Consider the following 16,023-nt stretch of genomic DNA (forward strand, 5'->3'; position numbering starts at 1 on the left):
TGTTATGCTTGTAAGAATCTGTGCAGACTTTTCTTCTTTTGTTTACCGATATGCGCAGCGCCCACAATGCCTGTCGTCAGTAAAAAGCCGATCAGTTCAACCGCAATAATATATTCTCCGTAAAGTGACAGTGCCACCTGTCTGGGCGTGACTACTGCCATCGCGACGTCTCTTTGCGGAGGCGCTAACAGCAGTATGCTCATTTCCATGAGCAGTATCAGGGTGAGTATACCCGGGCCTATCCACACGGCAGGGCGTAGCCAATCTTTCTCCTGTGCAGCGGTTTCTTTTCCGAGGTTCAGCATCATCACCACAAAAATGAACAGCACCATAATAGCGCCTGCATAGACGATCACTTCTAATGCTGCTGCGAATGGTGCGCCCAGAGAAAGGAACACCATAGCAATAGCCAGGAAAGATACCACGAGATACAGCAATGCATGTATGGGATGATAACGCGTGATGACCATCATGGTGGCAATAATCGCTACCGCTGATGACAGATAGAATAGTATCGGCATGTCAATACATTTTTAGGGTAATAAGCTTTTGATATCCACCGGTGCTTCTTCATTTTCTCCTTTGCCTTTATCTTTTACACCCGCACTGAGTCCTGCCATTTTATAGAAGTTGTAACCAGGGTATTTGCCCTGACTATCTATCAGCAGGTCTTCTTTTTCGTATACAAGGTCCTGTCTTCTGTATTCTGCCATTTCAAAATCAGGTGTGAGCTGAATGGCGTAGGTCGGACAAGCCTCTTCACAGTAACCGCAGAAGATGCAGCGGGAGAAATTAATACGGAAGAACTCCGGATAGCGGCGTCCGTTTTCGTCTTCTGTTGCCTGAAGAGCGATGCAGTCCACCGGACAGGCAGCAGCGCAGAGATAACACCCTACACAGCGTTCTCCACCGTCAGGATCTTTGGTTAAGACAATACGTCCGCGCCAGCGTGGACGTAAAGCAACTTTTTCTTCCGGGTATTGAATGGTTTCTCTTTTGTGAAAGAGATGCAGGAAGACTAACCACATGGTGCGCAGATGACTGATCATGGTTACAGGTTTTTATGTTTATCTGCTAATGTTTCATCCAGAGTGCAATAGCGCCCGTTACCAGTAAATTGACCAATACCAGGGGTAACAGCAGTTTCCAGCCGTATTCCAGTAACTGATCATACCTGGGCCGGGGCAATGAAGCTCTCAGCAGAATGAATAATCCGATGAATACAAATGTTTTCAGAAAGAACCAGATGACGGGCGGCAGGAAAGCAGGTCCCAGCCATCCACCGAAAAATAAGGTAACTGTCATGGCTGATATCAGCGTGATGCCCAGGTATTCTCCAATGAAGAACATCCCGAATTTCATCCCGGAATACTCCGCATGGAAACCGGCAATCAGTTCACTTTCTGACTCCGGAATATCAAACGGTAAGCGGTGTGTTTCTGCCAGTCCGGCGATAAAAAAGATCACAAACCCTATTGGCTGCAAAACGACGAACCATATCTTTTCCTGTGCTGCAACAATCTCCGCCAGGTTAAAAGAACGACTTAACATCACCACGCCCATGAGGGAGAGGCCCATAAAGACCTCATAGGCGATCATCTGGGAAGCGCCTCTCAATGCGCCTAACAGCGAATATTTATTATTGGATGCCCATCCGCCGAGTACGATGCTGTACACACCCAGGGAGGACATGGCGAGGAAGAATAGTAATCCGACGTTCAGATCCGCCACCACGATACCCGGCGCAAAGGGGATGATCACAAGACTCATGAGCACACAGGCCACGACAATAGCAGGCGCCAGGATGAATACCCATTTATCGGCAAAAGGAGGGATCCAGTCCTCTTTAAAAAACAGTTTCAGGGTATCTGCCAGGACGATCATCAAACCTAAAGGACCGGCCCTGTTAGGGCCTAATCTGTCCTGCCACATGGCAAGCAGTCTCCGTTCTACCCAGATCAGTCCTGCCGCTATATTCAGGAATACGAAGAGTACGCCTAATACGATCCAGATATGTTGCATTACTGTCATGTCGCATTATTTAAAAAGATTTACCCATGTGCCCCAGCTCAAAGACTCCATGCCTTTTAATCCTGCTGTGAGGATGACGATGCCATCCTGCATATGATCGCTTGTTTCCAGGGGAAACTGGTAGGTTCTGTTGTCTGTCTGTACAGAAAGCAGGTCTCCTGTTGTCATATTCAGCAAAGCAGCGTCCTTTGCAGAAAGGAGTGCCTTGGGCGCAGGGGAGAGTGCCGCGATGCCTTTAGTGTAGATACTGAGTTCGCCGGAACCAAACAGCTGGTATTGCGGTAACAGGAACCATTTTCCCTGCCGGGCAGTAAAAGCGTCCGGTATATCCTGGAACCAGGCAGGTGTAGCACCTGTTGCTCTGAATAAGCGGATGCCCGGATCTCCGCCTTTTAGAGCACCGCCGGTTTCCTGTTGATATTTGTTGACTGCCTGCCCTGAATTCCATCCCGGCGCCCAGAAATAAGGGATCAGAGGAGCAGGCGGCATTCCCCGGTAGCCTTCCATGGTAAATGACAGGGGGGAATCGTCATCCTGTAGCGGTTTAGGTTCGCTGACGGCCTTATTGGCCTGCATGGCCGTACGTCCGCTATATCGTTGTGATTCCCGGGGAATACGCGATCCGTGTATGCGGAACGCATGTGAAGGCACTACATCGGCAATGCCTTTGAATAGCGGATAGGCCCTTTCCAATCCTGCCAGCATTTCGTCCGGATGTACGTCATGACCATTTGAAATAGCCCTGCGTATCACCTTCATCTCAAAAAGCCATTTAAAGGCTTCTTTCAGGGCTTTATCGGGCGACATGAATACCTGGTAGCTCCTTTGTGCGCGTCCCTCGTTATTGATAAAAGTGCCGTCGCCTTCCGCGAAGGTGGCTATGGGTATCAATACATCCGCCTTTTCGGTGGTGCGGTTATGGAGCGTATCCAATACGACCAACTGCCGGCATTTACTGAAAAAGGTATCTGCCATGTCGGCCGGAATATTCCTGTAGAGGTCATTTTCAAGAATGACAGCGGTAACGTCCGGGTTCTTTTCTACGATCGCCAGCGCTTTTTCAAAGGATGAAGCACCCGTCATGGCAAGTCCCATACTATTACATTCAGGCAATACAAAAGCAAGTCCTGTACGTTGTTCATTGTTCTGAAGGGAAGCCGCGATATCATAAGCGGCCCTGATCAGTGCTTCACTGCCGGCAGATGTACCTGCAATAATCACAGGGTGTTTAGCCAGCAGCAATTGCTGACTGATCATTGTGGCATTGTGCAGGAGGGGGGCAGATGCTTTGTCGACTGCCGGCAGCGTGTTATTCAACAGGTGCGCGATCTGGAAGCCCAGGCGGGCCATATCGTCAGGGGCGCCATGTACCTGGCAGGCTGCTATTTCATCCAAAGGAGAAGGCAGTACGCACATATTCGCCAAAAAACCTTTGCTTTCCTGTGCCAGTTCTTTTAATGCTGCATCATGCCAGCCGGGGAGTGGTACCTGTTCCTGTACATGCGCAGCGGCTGTTTTCATAACAGACTGGCGTACAGCCAGTGCCATGACAGGCGCCGTATTCCAGATATCTTCTCCTAGTACCAATACGGCGTCCGCCTGTTCGATCTCTTTTAGTGAAGGGGTATGAACCGTACCTGCGGAAAGGATGTCAACGATCTTCTGTTGGAGGAATACCTGGTTGTCAGGCAATCCCTGGTAAAAGCATTCCTTGCCGGCCAGCTCCATCAATGCGTAATTACTCTCGATAGAAGCCCTGGGAGAACCAATACCAATCACCGTATGACCGATAAGGATATTGGGCAGATAGTTCATTAACGTATTTTCATCTACCGCCTCTGCTGTGCGATGACGGATCAACGTCTGTGTAATGCGGTTTTCACTGTTGACGAATTCATAACCAAAGCGGCCTTTATCGCAGAGGAAATAACCATTGACCTCGCTGTTGTAACGGTTCACGATACTGCGTAGCTGACCGTAACGCTCTCCTGCAATGACATTACATCCCAGACTACAATGCTGACAGATGGCCGGTGCGTTGGTCAGGTCCCATTTACGGGTATAATGTTCCTTGAGTGTTTTATCTGTAAATACGCCGGTAGGGCATACTTCTGCAAGGTTACCGCTGAAGGGACTTTGTAGTACGCCATCCTTTTCCCTGCCGAAATACACGTGGTTATGTGCGGAGAATACGTTGAGATCCTTACCGCCGGCATAATCCCGGTAGAATCGCACACAACGGTAGCATTGTATGCAGCGGTTCATCTCATGATTGATCAGCGGACCAAGGTATTGATTGGTATAGGTGCGTTTTTTGAATTCATAGCGCCGGTAGTCATGGCCGGTCATGACGGTGACGTCCTGCAGGTGACAACTACCGCCTTCATCACATACCGGACAATCATGCGGGTGATTGGTCATCAGCCATTCTATAACCTGTGCACGGAATGCCTTTGCGCCGGGGTCACAGACGGAGATATGCAGGTCGTCTTTTACACTTTCCATACAACTCATCATGATACGCCCTTTGGTATCGTCAGCGTCTTTGTACACTTTGACAGCACATTGCCGGCAGGCGCCGATACTGCCCATGGCGGGATGCCAGCAGAAGTAGGGAAGGTCGATGCCCAGGCTCAGGCAGGCCTCCAGCAGGTTTTTGCCTGCTTTTACTTCGAAAGGAACGTTATCTATGTATATGCGTGGCATTGTTCAGCTATTTAGTTATACGGACATTTTTTATGCTCCACATGTTTCTCAAAATCATCCATGAAATATTTCAGTGCGCTCTGTAATGGTTCCATGGCGCCGGGAGCCAGTGCGCAGAAGGTATTACCCGGACCCAGGAACTGTGTATGCATCTGTAAGAGTTCGATATCTTCTGGTTTGCCGTCCCCTTTTTCCAGGGCCAGCAGGATCTTTTCTACCCAGGGTAGTCCTTCCCGGCAGGGCGTACACCATCCGCAGCTTTCCTGCGCAAAGAAATGCTGGAGGTTATGTACGAAGCCTACCGGACAGGTGCCGGAGTCCAGTACGATCATTGTACCGGTACCTAATCGGCTGCCTGCGGCGGCGACAGATTTATAATCCATTTTAATATCAAGGTGCTGCGTGGTGAGGAAGTCGGTAGAAGCGCCGCCCGGTAATACCCCTTTCAATTCATAACCAGCTTTCATACCGCCGGCATGTTCTTCGATCAGTTCGCGCATGGTCACACCCATGGGCAGCTCCCAGGCGCCTGGTCTTTTTACTTTACCACTCACGCCATATACTTTGGTACCGCCATCATCACTGTAGCTGAGTCCCTTGAACCACGCTACACCATTATTGACGATATGAGGTACGCAGCACAGCGTTTCGACATTATTGACTATGGTGGGTTTACCAAACAGTCCGCTGATCTGTGGGAACGGCGGTTTAGCTCTTGGCGTAGCCCGTTTGCCTTCCAGCGCATTGAGCAGGGCGGTCTCTTCTCCGCACATATAGCGGCCCACACCTGTATGCAGGTACATTTCCAGGTGAAACCCACTGCCGAGTATATCTGTTCCCAGATAACCGGCGTCGTAAGCTTCCTGGATGCTCTTTCGAATGAGGGTAGCCGCTTCATGATAAGCCCAGCGGAGGAATACATAAGCGATGTCTGCCTGGATTGCATAGGCGGCGAGTATCATACCTTCTATCAGCTGGTGAGGATTACCTTCCAGTAATAGCCGGTCTTTGAAGGTGCCGGGCTCCATTTCATCTGCATTGGCGATCAGGTATTTCGGATGTGTCGCTTTATCGTCCATGGGAATAAGACTCCATTTCATACCGGTACTGAATCCGGCGCCTCCGCGCCCCTTCAGGTTACTGTCCTGTACCAGTTTTTGTAGCGCGGCGGGATCCATCGTACTGCATACTTTCCGGAGGGCTGCATAACCGCCCGTCTTCTCGTACTCTTTCAGATTCATCGGAGGACGATCAGGATATATATTTCTTGTAAGCGGGCGTTCTGTCATCATGCATATTTTTTCAGGATATCATCCAGCTGTTCAATCGTAATGTCTCTGTAGAGGTCTTTATCTATCATCATCGCAGGCGCATGATCACAGCAGCCCAGACATGCATTGGGTAAGAGTGTGAAACGGTTATCCGGGCATGTTTGTCCGAAACTGATCTGTAGTTTGCGCTGTAAAGCGGCATAGAGACTTTTATATCCCATGACGTAGCAGGATATACTGTCGCAGAGCAGGATGACGTGTCTTCCGACAGGCTTGCGGAAGATGAGATTATAGAAGGTGGCTACACTGTCTACCTCTGCCGGACTGATACCGAGGTAGTGAGCAATTTCTTCTACGCTGTCATCGCTGATCCATCCGCGATGCTGTTGTACGATCTTCAATGCCTCGATGACAGTGGCTCTTTTATGAGGCACCAGTCCGATCTCATGATCGATCGCTTCCTTTTCTGTAGTACTTAGCATAAGCTTTTGATTTGACTATCTGTCAATATCTGCCAGCACATAGTCCACGCTTCCCAGTATAGACAGCAGATCGGCTACCGTATACCCTTTGCTGATATAGGGTACCATCTGCATATGGGGGAACGAGGGCGTCCGTATACGTGTCCTGTAGGAGGACGTATTGCCATCACTGATCAGGTAGTAACTGGTAGCCCCTTTGGTAGCTTCCACACAACTAATGGCTTCTCCCGGCGGAATAACCGGGCCCCAGCTGACGTTGAGAAAATGGGTGATCAGTGTTTCAATATCCTGCATTGTATGTTTCTTGATAGGAGGGGTGGTGAGCGGATGTTCTGCCTTGTAATTGCCGGAAGGCATATTGTTCAGACACTGCTCGATGATGCGCAGACTTTGCCTCATTTCTTCTACTCTCACGACAGATCTGTCATAGCAATCGCCATGCTGCGCAATGGGGATATCAAATTCAAATAGTTCGTAACCGGAATAGGGGCGCTTCTTGCGGAAGTCCCAGTCAAAGCCGCAGGCACGTAACCCGGGACCGGTAACACCCCATTCGATCGCTTCTTCCAGCGTATATACGCCGATACCTTTTGTACGCGCTTTAATCAGACTATTGCGCAATACCATATCGTTAAATTCTTTTAGTTTGGCCGGAAAGCGATTGACAAAATCACGTACCAGTGTATCCCATCCATTCGGGAGGTCCTGTGCAACGCCGCCGATGCGGAACCAGTTAGGATGCATTCTGCCACCGCATACTGCTTCTATCACATCAAAGATCTTTTCGCGTTCTGTGAACATGTAGAAGACGGGGGATAGTTGCCCCAGGTCTTGTGCAAAGGTGCCGAACCATACCAGGTGACTATTGATACGAAACAATTCGCAGAGCATGACCCTGATGACTTTCGCACGGTCGGGTATAGTGATACCTGCCAGCTGTTCTACGGCCAGCAGATAGGAGAGATTATTCATGACGCCACCGAGATAATCAATACGATCCGTATAGGGGATATAAGTATGCCAGCTTTGGCGTTCTCCCATTTTCTCTGCACCCCGGTGGTGGAAGCCGATTTCGGGAACCGCGTCTACAATTTCTTCACCATCCAGTTGTAGTATGATACGTAATACGCCGTGTGTACCGGGGTGTTGCGGACCGATATTCAGGAACATAAAATCCACATCGTCATTATGCGTCTGCATACCCCATTCTTCCGGTTTGAAGCGGAGGGCTTCCTGTTCGGCGTCCTGCTTTTCGTCCCAGAGGCGGAAAGGACCTATTTCAGTAGCACGTGCGGGGTGTTCTTTACGTAAGGGATGTCCCTGCCAGCTTTGTGGCATCAGTATGCGTTGCAGATGTGGATGGCCCTCGAAGCGGATGCCAAACATATCGTAGATTTCGCGTTCGTACCAGTTTGCATTTGGGAAGATAGCAGTGATGGAAGGGAGGGAGGGATATTCACCGGTCAGTGGCACTTTGAGTCGGATGAAGCTGTTGTCTTTGAATGATAAGAGCAGGTAGACTACCGAGAAGTCTGCGACAGGGAGCTGCTCTTTGCGGGCCCTGTCGCGTTCGTCAATACCACAGAGATCATATAACGACAGGTAGGCGTTTTGTTGCAGGAACTGCACGGTATTTACAATATCGGCTTTGCCGATCCATAAGGTGAGCAGGCCATCAGCCGTGTTTTGTTGCTGTAATGCATCAAGGCCGAAGCGTTGGTGTAGAAGCGTTAGTATGTGATTTTCGGCAGTCTGCATGAGGGCTATTGGTTTAGTGGCGGTAGTTTCTTTTTAATTAGGAATTAGGAATTAACAATTAAGAATTGGTTAGCCTTATGGTGGGTTGATGCTTCCCTGCAGTCAAAATCTGCTGATCGTATTGGTGATTTAAGAATTAGCATGTGGCTCATTTACTAAGCCTAACTCCTAATTCTTAATTCCTAATTCTTAATTCTTAAATGATATTCATATCTCGTCAATACTCCTGAACGTCGTCATCTTCGCACGTTCTTCCCTTTTCTGTTCTTTCATGGAAGGTTGTGCAGGTTTGATCACGCCTTGTTCTCCGATCACCCAGCTAAGCGGCCGGGCTTCTTTTCCTACTGAATTACCAAGTAGTACGAGTCCCTGCATAAATGCATCGGGTCTTGGCGGACACCCAGGTACATATACATCCACTGGCAGGAATTTATCGACGCCCTGCACAACGCTGTAAATATCATACATGCCTCCGCTGTTGGCACAGCTACCCATGGAAATGACCCAACGGGGTTCCATCATCTGTTCGTGCAGGCGTTTGATGATAGGGACCATTTTAATAAACACGGTACCTGCGATGACCATTACGTCTGCCTCGCGGGGTGTACCACGTATTACTTCTGCACCAAATCTGGCGACGTCGTATTTACTGGTGATACTGGTGGCCATTTCCACGAAACAGCAACTCAGTCCGAAGTGAAAAGGCCACATGGAGTTTTTACGCCCCCATGCCAGCAGGTCTTGTACGGTTGTCAGCATGATACTTCTGCTGACCGCTTCTTCCATGCTGCCATTGCCTGAAAGATGTCCGGACTGATCACCCGGTTTGCTTAACCACCATTTCATTCTTTTCTTGTTTTTGTTTGTGGAATTTTAAGATCTTTTTAGCATCAGCGCCGATGTTCAGCGCACCGATACCCCATTCATAGATCAGGACGACTACCAGTTGACCAATAAATATGGCGGCGCCGATATAACCGGGCCATCCGAGTTCATAGAAGCCGAGTGCCCATAACATAATGAACACGGCTTCTACGTCGAAGATGACGAAGAGCATGGCGACGAGATAAAATTGTGCGGAGAAGCGGATGCGGGCGCTTCCTGTTTGTTCTATACCACCTTCATAGGGCCGGTTGGTCGCATGGTCATTGTGATGCTGTCCCAATATATAAGACAACGTCAGAATGGCGGCGAGCAATACGACTACCAGGCAGGCATATAGCAACAGGGGCCATAAGGGAACACTGACTGATTCGTTTCCCATAACATAAAATTTTCCCTGAAGATGAATACAAGCGTATTCTGTCTTTTAATTGAAAAGAAAGATGATTTTCCAATCTTAATAAAACCAATTGACCTTAATAGCGCAGAAATGAGTTGTTTTCGTAACGTGCTTAGCTTACGATGTAATGTTCCAGGTGTTGAATGATGAAGTCTTTGTTGCTGATGACATGCTTCACGATGTCACCGATGGAGATAATGCCGGTCAGTTCATTGTTTTCAATAACGGGGAGATGGCGGATGAACTTATTCGTCATCAATTGCATGCAATATTCAATGTCAGTGTCAGGAGAAACAAATACCGGACTATCCGTCATGATGTCCCTTACATAAGTTTCCTTTGAGGACCGACCCTTCAGGACGACTTTGCGTGCGTAATCCCGTTCAGTGAATATGCCAATCAATTTTTCACTTTCGTCCACAACTACGAGTGCGCCAAGATTTTTTTCTTCAAGAACTTCCAAAGCTTCGTACACAGTGCAGGTGATATGATACTAAGTTACGAAATTAACTATGATTGAATCCAAATAATTTTACCGCTGATATATAGGATTGGAGCATTTAGTTTTTATCATTTCGATTAGTATTATTTAGCGTCGATTAGTATATTTGGACATACAAATAGACATATATATTCCATGTTTATAAAGGCTAACAATTATCTATACCTTTCCTACTACTGCGAGGACGCCAGGCTCAGATATCCACTCGGTATTAAAGCAGATTCTGCTGCTAAATCAGACATGCTTATCAAAAACAAGATTGAGTCTGTAGTGGCAAAGTATGTTGCTCAATGCAAGATACTGGAAAAACCGATTCTTAGATCTGAGCTGTCTGAACATTTAGACTACGCGCTTAATAAAAAAGTGAGATCAACATATGACTTGTGGGCTGACTGGGATCAGTTTGTCTCTGATATACGGTCGGGAGTCATATTAAAAAAGGACGGCACCAGATATAGAGAGGCAAGTGCCAAGCATTATGAAAATAGTAAAACAATACTAAAACGCTATGAGGTGACTACTGGTAAAGTGATCTCATATTCTCTAAATATGAATGGAGTTAAACATTTTATCGGATGGATGGTGACGTTAGGGCAAAGTAAAAATAGTATTGCCTGTGTCATCAAAGATTTAAAGGCGTTTTTCGTAAGGACACACGGGATTAAACATAATAACAAAATAGCACTTGATAAAGACTTTTCATATTCTGGAGAGGAAAGTGATACTATAGCCCTGTCTGATTCAGAAATACTTTCACTGTATAGCCTTGAATTAACGGGGTCATTGGAGAAAGCAAGGGATGTTTTTGTGTTTGGTTGTTGGGTAGCGCTTCGTGTAGGAGATTTGAGCAGAATTAATGACTACCATAGGCGAGGTAACCTTATTGAGGTTTTGACTACAAAGACCAGTGAAAAGGTAATTATACCACTTCACTGGATGGCAAGAAAAATCTTAGATAAATATGGTGATGGTAACCTTCCTGTATACACTACTGCAGAAGGTCTTTCTTATCATCTGAATGACTTGTGTAAAATGGCGGGAATAAATAGCAAGCATCTAATTACAATTACTAAAGGAGGTAATCGTATCGCCGAATATTATGAGAAGTGGCAGTTAGTTTCTCCTCATACAGCTAGAAGGTCATTTGCTACAAATATGTATAAGGCAGGTTTTCCAGTAAAATCAATTATGAAAATAACGGGACATAGGACAGAAGCTGCGTTTTTCCGTTATATAAGGATAGATAAAGAACAGAACGCGGAGGAATTGGCGGCCAGCCCATACTTTAATGGGCCTGCCGCTTGAGTCTTTTCAAATCTTTTCGCTGTAACGTAATCTCCTTTCCCAACTTACTACCCTTTATACCTGCCTCCAGCATTTTTCGGCGCAAAGTGGACTTATGGCAATGTAGCTCAGCTGCCGCCTGTTCCAAGGTTAACTCTTCATATTCAGAAGGGATTTGTTGTTGCTGAGCATGTTTGGCTATGACCCTTTCAACAGATTCATCAAGTAGCCTTTCCAAATCGGGTATAGTGAGCCCTATGATTTCTATCTTTTGCATTGTTCACTGCTTTGGTTTGTTGGGATTGTATTTACGTTTGGTTAGCCCGTCAAGCTCTTGTTTAAGCCTGGATATCCTGGCCTCCAAGATGTCTTCCTCAATAGCGACGCTTACTATCCACTCGAAAGGATCTACATTGGCGCCGCATGTTTGGCATATGACATGTCTAAGGTCTAAGTCCAGCTCAACGTTCTTGTGTCGGCAATTTTTCGTTCTGACTCCCAGTTTAATAAGCTGACCCATTGTTCACTGTATTTAGGCCCGGTGGTTAGCCGGGCGCCTTGTGTTATTATATAAAGCCTGTTGCCTAAAGCTCTCTTTTCCAGCTGATTTTATACATAGTCCCATCTCTTTGGTCTGAATGATTGGTCACAGAATATCCATCTGCTTTGAGTCGCCTGTCCAAACTTGGAGAAATGGTTTTGTAGTGCCACATCTCGTATGCGAGATTTTTCTTTATTTCTTTCTCAATATCAGACATGATCGCCTGATACTGAACTTGGTCACTGGCTTCAAGTTCCTGACTTGCTTTAGTTACTAGTTGTCTTGCTTCTGATGCTTTCATATGTTCACTGTGCCGGTAGCCGACCGGCGGCGGGTTTATTGTGGTTTTTCTGTTCTCTCAAATGATACAGCCCAGACGAAGGGGTTGGCATTATAGTTATCCTCGCCATTGATGGATATCCATAATGAACGGAATGATTCTATTGGCCGCAGCCCCTCATTAAATAAGCCAGGCTTCTTTGTATAGTCTCTGTATAATTGACCACACTCTGCCTTTTGCGCGCCTGACATAAGCAGTGGTTCAATGCCTTCTGCCTTCGCCTGATCCTCAGTAATATCCTGCAGGCGTTCTACCCGGATGTCAGTGATCTTCAGAAACAAACGGCAGGCATCGTATGGCATGTGTATTGAAGGCTTCCATTTCGCCCACTTTTGACCAGCTTTTAGGTATTCCTGTCGCACCTCTTCGCCCATATTAGTTTGAGAGGCATTATATGCATATCCGAAGTCCGGCGTCTTATTGAAAGACTCCCGCACCCAGAGAATATCACCAATCCTGCCATATGGGCAAGAGCACCTGATATGCTCTTCCTTCATTTCTTCTGGTCGTATTCCTTCTTCCATATACATGAGACGCGTAATATCTTCTGGCGTCCTTGGCTTAATTATTCTCCTGGTCACGGTCTTTCTTCCTTCTAGTATTGCCTGTACCATCGGAGCGCTAAATAATATTGGTTTCTTATTCATACAACTAAAACGTTTTTATAGATATTATACTTTCTGAATGTTCTGAAAAAGGGGAATTTTCCGGTTTTTTCGGTGCTTCTTGCAGTCTACCTTTGCCCGCAACCCCACCATTTATAATCCAAACAACAGAACAGTGAAAAAATTATTCTTGTTTGCGCTTCTTAGCGTAATCTCTTTTGCAGCTGCAAAGGCTCAGACAGAACCGTACACGCCCCGCTGGCGAGGTGAAACCGTTTACCCTAAAAACTTTAACACCTGGTGGTTTTGGATCGGTTATAACTCGGCCGATTCTACTGGTTGTCCAGCGCCTTACTACACCTACGGTGATGTACAAGACCAAGCCTGTCGTATAGTAAATTGGGATACAGCTCCAAGTACTGAAGGCGTGTATTATGCTAGAATCCGTATTCAACCTTTCAATTCTTCAGAATACGTTGTAAGATGGCCGTGGAAATGGTATTCCTCTGCTACAGGTGCCACATATTATTTCCTGTCCAGAACTCCCTGACTCTGATTAGTAGATATTTGCCCCGGTCAATCCGGGGCTTTTTTATTATCAAGTGTTCTGTTTATACATGGTGGTGAAACTTTGGTTACGGAACCATTTACAGGGAAGTATTCTGGCTTCATACCCCTTCCAAATGAAAGTTTTTTACACCAACAATGGGGGCACTTCTTCCATGACCCTTTTCCTTTCCACTCATGCTGGTTTATTGTCTGCTCCATCTTCAGTATTATTTAATATGTAGACATTATCCGCAAATGGTTCTATATGTGGTTGTGGCGCATAAAACCGTTTGCTGTTACCTTCCTTATCCCATAACAACCAGTACGGTTCTCCGTCGCTTGACTCACAGGAAAACCAGTCTGTTCTGCGATACGCAATGCCCTCAATAATTAGGATATCGCCTTCTGACAAATCACCAATACGGAGCCTTCCTGGGTGCTTGCTTTCTAAATAGTCATCCTGTTTGGCCATCTTCTGTGGTTTGTCTGGTTATGCATTTGGGTTCTTCTACTAACATATTATCCGCCTTATCCATGAATAATATCCTACCTGTCGCCCCGTCTTCAATCTTACTACATTCACAGTGGCAGCATCTGTATTTCGGGGTAGATATCGGTGATACGGTATACCCCCACTCATGCTTTGCTATATGTCCTTTCTTTGGCATTATGAATGCTTTTTAAGGTAACGCGCTCTGCGCAAATATTCTCTGTCCGATAGGCCGGGAATGAAGAAGCGCTCTGTATATCCACATGGAAGAGTGACCAGAATATTCGTATGAAATGGAGGGTTTTCTATAGTCCGATCAACAGTCCCTATATAATGGCCTTTCCGTGTTGTCACACGAACGACTTGACCTACTCCCTTTTTATGGTTATATCCTTTATTGTTCATCTTCCTTGCCCTCCTGCGGCTCTGGTATCCGCGTTTCGTTCATGAATTTACCCCATTGATACGCCATTGCCTGAGCAATACCTAGATATGTCTTACTCCTTAACATAGCCCTGTCTTCGGTAGGAGGTAATTTCCATATCCGTTGCTCCCTTCCGTCTACAATATTAGTAGGCTGCAAATCCGGAAGCCCCTTTAACCAAAGACACGTTGCTTTAGTTTCTTCATGTCCGAACTGCCAAGGCTGGATTATTTGATCAGGCTTACGATATAACTTAGACATGATGCCGATCGGATTTTCTATTGCAATCATTTCACAAGGATGATCAGCAAACATCATAAAGAAGTCAACAGACCGCTGCTGCCTGCCGTCTGCTCTCTTCTCTTTAAACCATCTAGCACCGCTTACTGCTAGGTCAGTGCATGGAGGAAACGCTATAATAGCATCCCACTTATTTATAAATACTTCTTCCTTTGATTGAGTATAAAATCTGAAAGAAGATAATACAACTGTGATATCCTCAACTATGTGCCATTCCGGATGGCCGCCCGAACAGGGTAAAATATCACAACTGAAAGCTTTGATACCTAATTTTCTGAATGCTTTAGTTACCTCTTGTGATTCTTCGCAAGCCACCAATACATTAAACTCACGTATCATAGCTGTTGGCCCTCCTGCGCCGGATCGGGGATAAGACCGCGTTCAATAGCATAGTGCTCCCCTTCTTCTAAATCGTGAGCATAGGGATTATTTAATTGCCAACATTGCATAAACTGCTCATGCATTCGCTTAACGGCTATGCGTGCAGCAGGGAAATAAACTGTATCCATTACATATTTTGTGACAGGTCCCTGCGGATGATGCTCTGTTGCCATCTCTTCAGCGATCTCTCTTACGAGCGCTTCGTGCTTATTCATGTGTTGCCGTTTTAGGGTCAATGTATCCGTGTTCCAGCAGCCATATTTCTATTGGTTCTAAATGAAATCCTTCGGATTTAGCAAACTCCCTGATCGCTTCGACCTGCTTTTCAATTGTAAATGCTGCCGCGTCATATTCATCTGCATTCTCCATATCATCAAAGTTGAATGCCAATTTCATTTTTCTTTCCTGGTATGTCATTTTCTGTTCAGGCATTGTCGGTGGTTTAGGGACAGAAGTTGACACTTGACAGATTGTACTTGAACAGGATAAACCATTCCAGGTGGATTGATTACCACATGTCGGGCAAATGTTTGGATTTGATTGATTGCTCATGTCCAGTAGTATTTTTTGAATTTAATAATGATCCCTACACAGGGTAAGGGAAGAATGTACAGCCACTTCCTTTGTCTATCCCAGAAGAAGCCAACCCATAGGTCGTACCAAGCGAAGATGAATGATACCTTCATACTACCGCGTACCGCGCCCGGTTGGTTTAAGGTTAAAGATATCCAAAGGCACGTGCCGCTAATTCACCGATATAGCCTAAGTCGCACCCTTCATCTTCGTCTTCAAACGGTTCCCATTCGCCATCTTCATTTTCCTTCCCATAACAGGATTCTATCTTCTTGTCCAGCTGATCCCATTTTTCAGCCTTGGACTTCCACTCCTGTATTTGTTCTTCTGTGTACATAATGTTTTGCGTATACCCGCCGGTTGTTTTACAGGTGATTAATGCGGCATCCCCATTTTTTCGCCGGTCCAGTCATGGAACCTGCCTATCCAGGATGCGCGTCTGTTAGAGAAGCAAAGCAGCGGATGGGCTATGGCGTTGTGAACGAAGAACCAGAAGCGTTTCAT

General features: G+C 46.4%; 20 protein-coding genes and 1 pseudogene. 1 reads left to right on the forward strand and 20 read right to left on the reverse strand.

What is annotated here, in order from left to right:
• Positions 1–2: 2 nt before the first annotated feature.
• The 11 genes and pseudogenes from nuoJ to CPIN_RS39455 all read right to left on the reverse strand — a co-directional run.
• Complete coding sequence (gene nuoJ, locus CPIN_RS18960; protein ID WP_012791452.1) at positions 3–521, reverse strand: NADH-quinone oxidoreductase subunit J; 519 nt, start codon at positions 519–521, stop codon at positions 3–5.
• Between the two features lie 12 nt (positions 522–533).
• Positions 534–1,049, reverse strand: a complete 516-nt coding sequence (gene nuoI, locus CPIN_RS18965) for an NADH-quinone oxidoreductase subunit NuoI (RefSeq protein WP_012791453.1) — start codon at positions 1,047–1,049, stop codon at positions 534–536.
• 25 nt (positions 1,050–1,074) lie between these two features.
• Positions 1,075–2,031: an NADH-quinone oxidoreductase subunit NuoH gene (gene nuoH, locus CPIN_RS18970; RefSeq protein WP_012791454.1), complete on the reverse strand. Its 957-nt coding sequence runs from the start codon at positions 2,029–2,031 to the stop codon at positions 1,075–1,077.
• A gap of 6 nt (positions 2,032–2,037) precedes the next feature.
• Positions 2,038–4,737: an NADH-quinone oxidoreductase subunit NuoG gene (gene nuoG / locus CPIN_RS18975; protein ID WP_012791455.1), complete on the reverse strand. Its 2,700-nt coding sequence runs from the start codon at positions 4,735–4,737 to the stop codon at positions 2,038–2,040.
• Positions 4,738–4,748: 11 nt separating this feature from the next.
• Entirely contained in the window at positions 4,749–6,029 is a 1,281-nt protein-coding gene (gene nuoF, locus CPIN_RS18980; protein WP_012791456.1) for an NADH-quinone oxidoreductase subunit NuoF, read from the reverse strand.
• Positions 6,026–6,490, reverse strand: coding sequence for an NADH-quinone oxidoreductase subunit NuoE (nuoE, locus tag CPIN_RS18985; RefSeq protein ID WP_012791457.1), 465 nt, complete (start codon positions 6,488–6,490; stop codon positions 6,026–6,028). Before nuoE ends, nuoF begins: the two co-directional genes overlap by 4 nt.
• Before the next feature lie 15 nt (positions 6,491–6,505).
• Positions 6,506–8,257 carry an NADH-quinone oxidoreductase subunit C/D gene (gene nuoC / locus CPIN_RS18990; protein WP_336469985.1) on the reverse strand — a complete coding sequence of 584 codons (1,752 nt, stop codon included), beginning with the start codon at positions 8,255–8,257 and terminating at the stop codon, positions 6,506–6,508.
• A 198-nt stretch (positions 8,258–8,455) separates the two neighbouring features.
• Positions 8,456–9,094: an NADH-quinone oxidoreductase subunit B gene (locus tag CPIN_RS18995; protein WP_012791459.1), complete on the reverse strand. Its 639-nt coding sequence runs from the start codon at positions 9,092–9,094 to the stop codon at positions 8,456–8,458.
• On the reverse strand, positions 9,066–9,512 hold the full coding sequence (locus CPIN_RS19000) for an NADH-quinone oxidoreductase subunit A (RefSeq protein ID WP_012791460.1): 447 nt from the start codon (positions 9,510–9,512) through the stop codon (positions 9,066–9,068). Before CPIN_RS19000 ends, CPIN_RS18995 begins: the two co-directional genes overlap by 29 nt.
• A 130-nt stretch (positions 9,513–9,642) precedes the next feature.
• Entirely contained in the window at positions 9,643–9,846 is a 204-nt protein-coding gene (locus CPIN_RS39355; protein WP_245552013.1) for a CBS domain-containing protein, read from the reverse strand.
• A 57-nt stretch (positions 9,847–9,903) separates the two neighbouring features.
• Positions 9,904–10,005: pseudogene (locus tag CPIN_RS39455) on the reverse strand (CBS domain-containing protein); the annotation flags it as partial.
• A gap of 162 nt (positions 10,006–10,167) precedes the next feature.
• Here CPIN_RS39455 and CPIN_RS19010 point away from each other — a divergent pair.
• Positions 10,168–11,337 (forward strand): tyrosine-type recombinase/integrase, encoded by a 1,170-nt coding sequence (locus tag CPIN_RS19010; RefSeq protein WP_052306837.1) that lies wholly within the window; start codon positions 10,168–10,170, stop codon positions 11,335–11,337.
• Here CPIN_RS19010 and CPIN_RS19015 read toward each other — a convergent pair.
• The 9 genes from CPIN_RS19015 to CPIN_RS39460 form a co-directional block, all read right to left on the reverse strand.
• The gene (locus CPIN_RS19015; protein ID WP_012791463.1) at positions 11,318–11,593 is read right to left on the reverse strand and encodes a helix-turn-helix domain-containing protein; all 276 of its coding nucleotides are present in this window, start codon (positions 11,591–11,593) and stop codon (positions 11,318–11,320) included. The two genes, CPIN_RS19010 and CPIN_RS19015, sit on opposite strands and share 20 nt — an antisense overlap.
• A 307-nt stretch (positions 11,594–11,900) precedes the next feature.
• Positions 11,901–12,158 (reverse strand): hypothetical protein, encoded by a 258-nt coding sequence (locus CPIN_RS19025; protein ID WP_012791465.1) that lies wholly within the window; start codon positions 12,156–12,158, stop codon positions 11,901–11,903.
• 35 nt (positions 12,159–12,193) lie between these two features.
• Complete coding sequence (locus CPIN_RS19030) at positions 12,194–12,844, reverse strand: hypothetical protein (RefSeq protein ID WP_012791466.1); 651 nt, start codon at positions 12,842–12,844, stop codon at positions 12,194–12,196.
• 700 nt (positions 12,845–13,544) lie between these two features.
• A complete protein-coding gene (locus CPIN_RS19040; protein ID WP_012791467.1) occupies positions 13,545–13,823 on the reverse strand; it encodes a hypothetical protein in 279 nt (92 codons plus the stop codon).
• A 412-nt stretch (positions 13,824–14,235) separates the two neighbouring features.
• The gene (locus tag CPIN_RS19050) at positions 14,236–14,904 is read right to left on the reverse strand and encodes a hypothetical protein (protein ID WP_012791469.1); all 669 of its coding nucleotides are present in this window, start codon (positions 14,902–14,904) and stop codon (positions 14,236–14,238) included.
• A complete protein-coding gene (locus CPIN_RS19055; protein WP_012791470.1) occupies positions 14,901–15,161 on the reverse strand; it encodes a hypothetical protein in 261 nt (86 codons plus the stop codon). The genes CPIN_RS19050 and CPIN_RS19055 overlap by 4 nt, the downstream gene beginning before the upstream one ends.
• Positions 15,154–15,378: a hypothetical protein gene (locus tag CPIN_RS19060; RefSeq protein WP_012791471.1), complete on the reverse strand. Its 225-nt coding sequence runs from the start codon at positions 15,376–15,378 to the stop codon at positions 15,154–15,156. The genes CPIN_RS19055 and CPIN_RS19060 overlap by 8 nt, the downstream gene beginning before the upstream one ends.
• Positions 15,379–15,664: 286 nt before the next feature.
• Entirely contained in the window at positions 15,665–15,856 is a 192-nt protein-coding gene (locus tag CPIN_RS19065) for a hypothetical protein (protein ID WP_012791472.1), read from the reverse strand.
• Between the two features lie 38 nt (positions 15,857–15,894).
• Complete coding sequence (locus CPIN_RS39460) at positions 15,895–16,023, reverse strand: hypothetical protein (RefSeq protein WP_012791473.1); 129 nt, start codon at positions 16,021–16,023, stop codon at positions 15,895–15,897.

The organism is Chitinophaga pinensis DSM 2588, from assembly GCF_000024005.1.
Classification (GTDB): domain Bacteria; phylum Bacteroidota; class Bacteroidia; order Chitinophagales; family Chitinophagaceae; genus Chitinophaga; species Chitinophaga pinensis.

Coding starts and splice junctions, on each gene's coding strand:
- nuoJ (WP_012791452.1), bottom strand. CDS start 521: ATGCCGATACTATTCTATCTGTCATCAGCGGTAGCGATTATTGCCACC.
- nuoI (WP_012791453.1), bottom strand. CDS start 1,049: ATGATCAGTCATCTGCGCACCATGTGGTTAGTCTTCCTGCATCTCTTT.
- nuoH (WP_012791454.1), bottom strand. CDS start 2,031: ATGACAGTAATGCAACATATCTGGATCGTATTAGGCGTACTCTTCGTA.
- nuoG (WP_012791455.1), bottom strand. CDS start 4,737: ATGCCACGCATATACATAGATAACGTTCCTTTCGAAGTAAAAGCAGGC.
- nuoF (WP_012791456.1), bottom strand. CDS start 6,029: ATGATGACAGAACGCCCGCTTACAAGAAATATATATCCTGATCGTCCT.
- nuoE (WP_012791457.1), bottom strand. CDS start 6,490: ATGCTAAGTACTACAGAAAAGGAAGCGATCGATCATGAGATCGGACTG.
- CPIN_RS18995 (WP_012791459.1), bottom strand. CDS start 9,094: ATGAAATGGTGGTTAAGCAAACCGGGTGATCAGTCCGGACATCTTTCA.
- CPIN_RS19000 (WP_012791460.1), bottom strand. CDS start 9,512: ATGGGAAACGAATCAGTCAGTGTTCCCTTATGGCCCCTGTTGCTATAT.
- CPIN_RS39355 (WP_245552013.1), bottom strand. CDS start 9,846: ATGACGGATAGTCCGGTATTTGTTTCTCCTGACACTGACATTGAATAT.
- CPIN_RS19010 (WP_052306837.1), top strand. CDS start 10,168: ATGTTTATAAAGGCTAACAATTATCTATACCTTTCCTACTACTGCGAG.
- CPIN_RS19015 (WP_012791463.1), bottom strand. CDS start 11,593: ATGCAAAAGATAGAAATCATAGGGCTCACTATACCCGATTTGGAAAGG.
- CPIN_RS19025 (WP_012791465.1), bottom strand. CDS start 12,158: ATGAAAGCATCAGAAGCAAGACAACTAGTAACTAAAGCAAGTCAGGAA.
- CPIN_RS19030 (WP_012791466.1), bottom strand. CDS start 12,844: ATGAATAAGAAACCAATATTATTTAGCGCTCCGATGGTACAGGCAATA.
- CPIN_RS19040 (WP_012791467.1), bottom strand. CDS start 13,823: ATGGCCAAACAGGATGACTATTTAGAAAGCAAGCACCCAGGAAGGCTC.
- CPIN_RS19050 (WP_012791469.1), bottom strand. CDS start 14,904: ATGATACGTGAGTTTAATGTATTGGTGGCTTGCGAAGAATCACAAGAG.
- CPIN_RS19055 (WP_012791470.1), bottom strand. CDS start 15,161: ATGAATAAGCACGAAGCGCTCGTAAGAGAGATCGCTGAAGAGATGGCA.
- CPIN_RS19060 (WP_012791471.1), bottom strand. CDS start 15,378: ATGCCTGAACAGAAAATGACATACCAGGAAAGAAAAATGAAATTGGCA.
- CPIN_RS19065 (WP_012791472.1), bottom strand. CDS start 15,856: ATGTACACAGAAGAACAAATACAGGAGTGGAAGTCCAAGGCTGAAAAA.
- CPIN_RS39460 (WP_012791473.1), bottom strand. CDS start 16,023: ATGAAACGCTTCTGGTTCTTCGTTCACAACGCCATAGCCCATCCGCTG.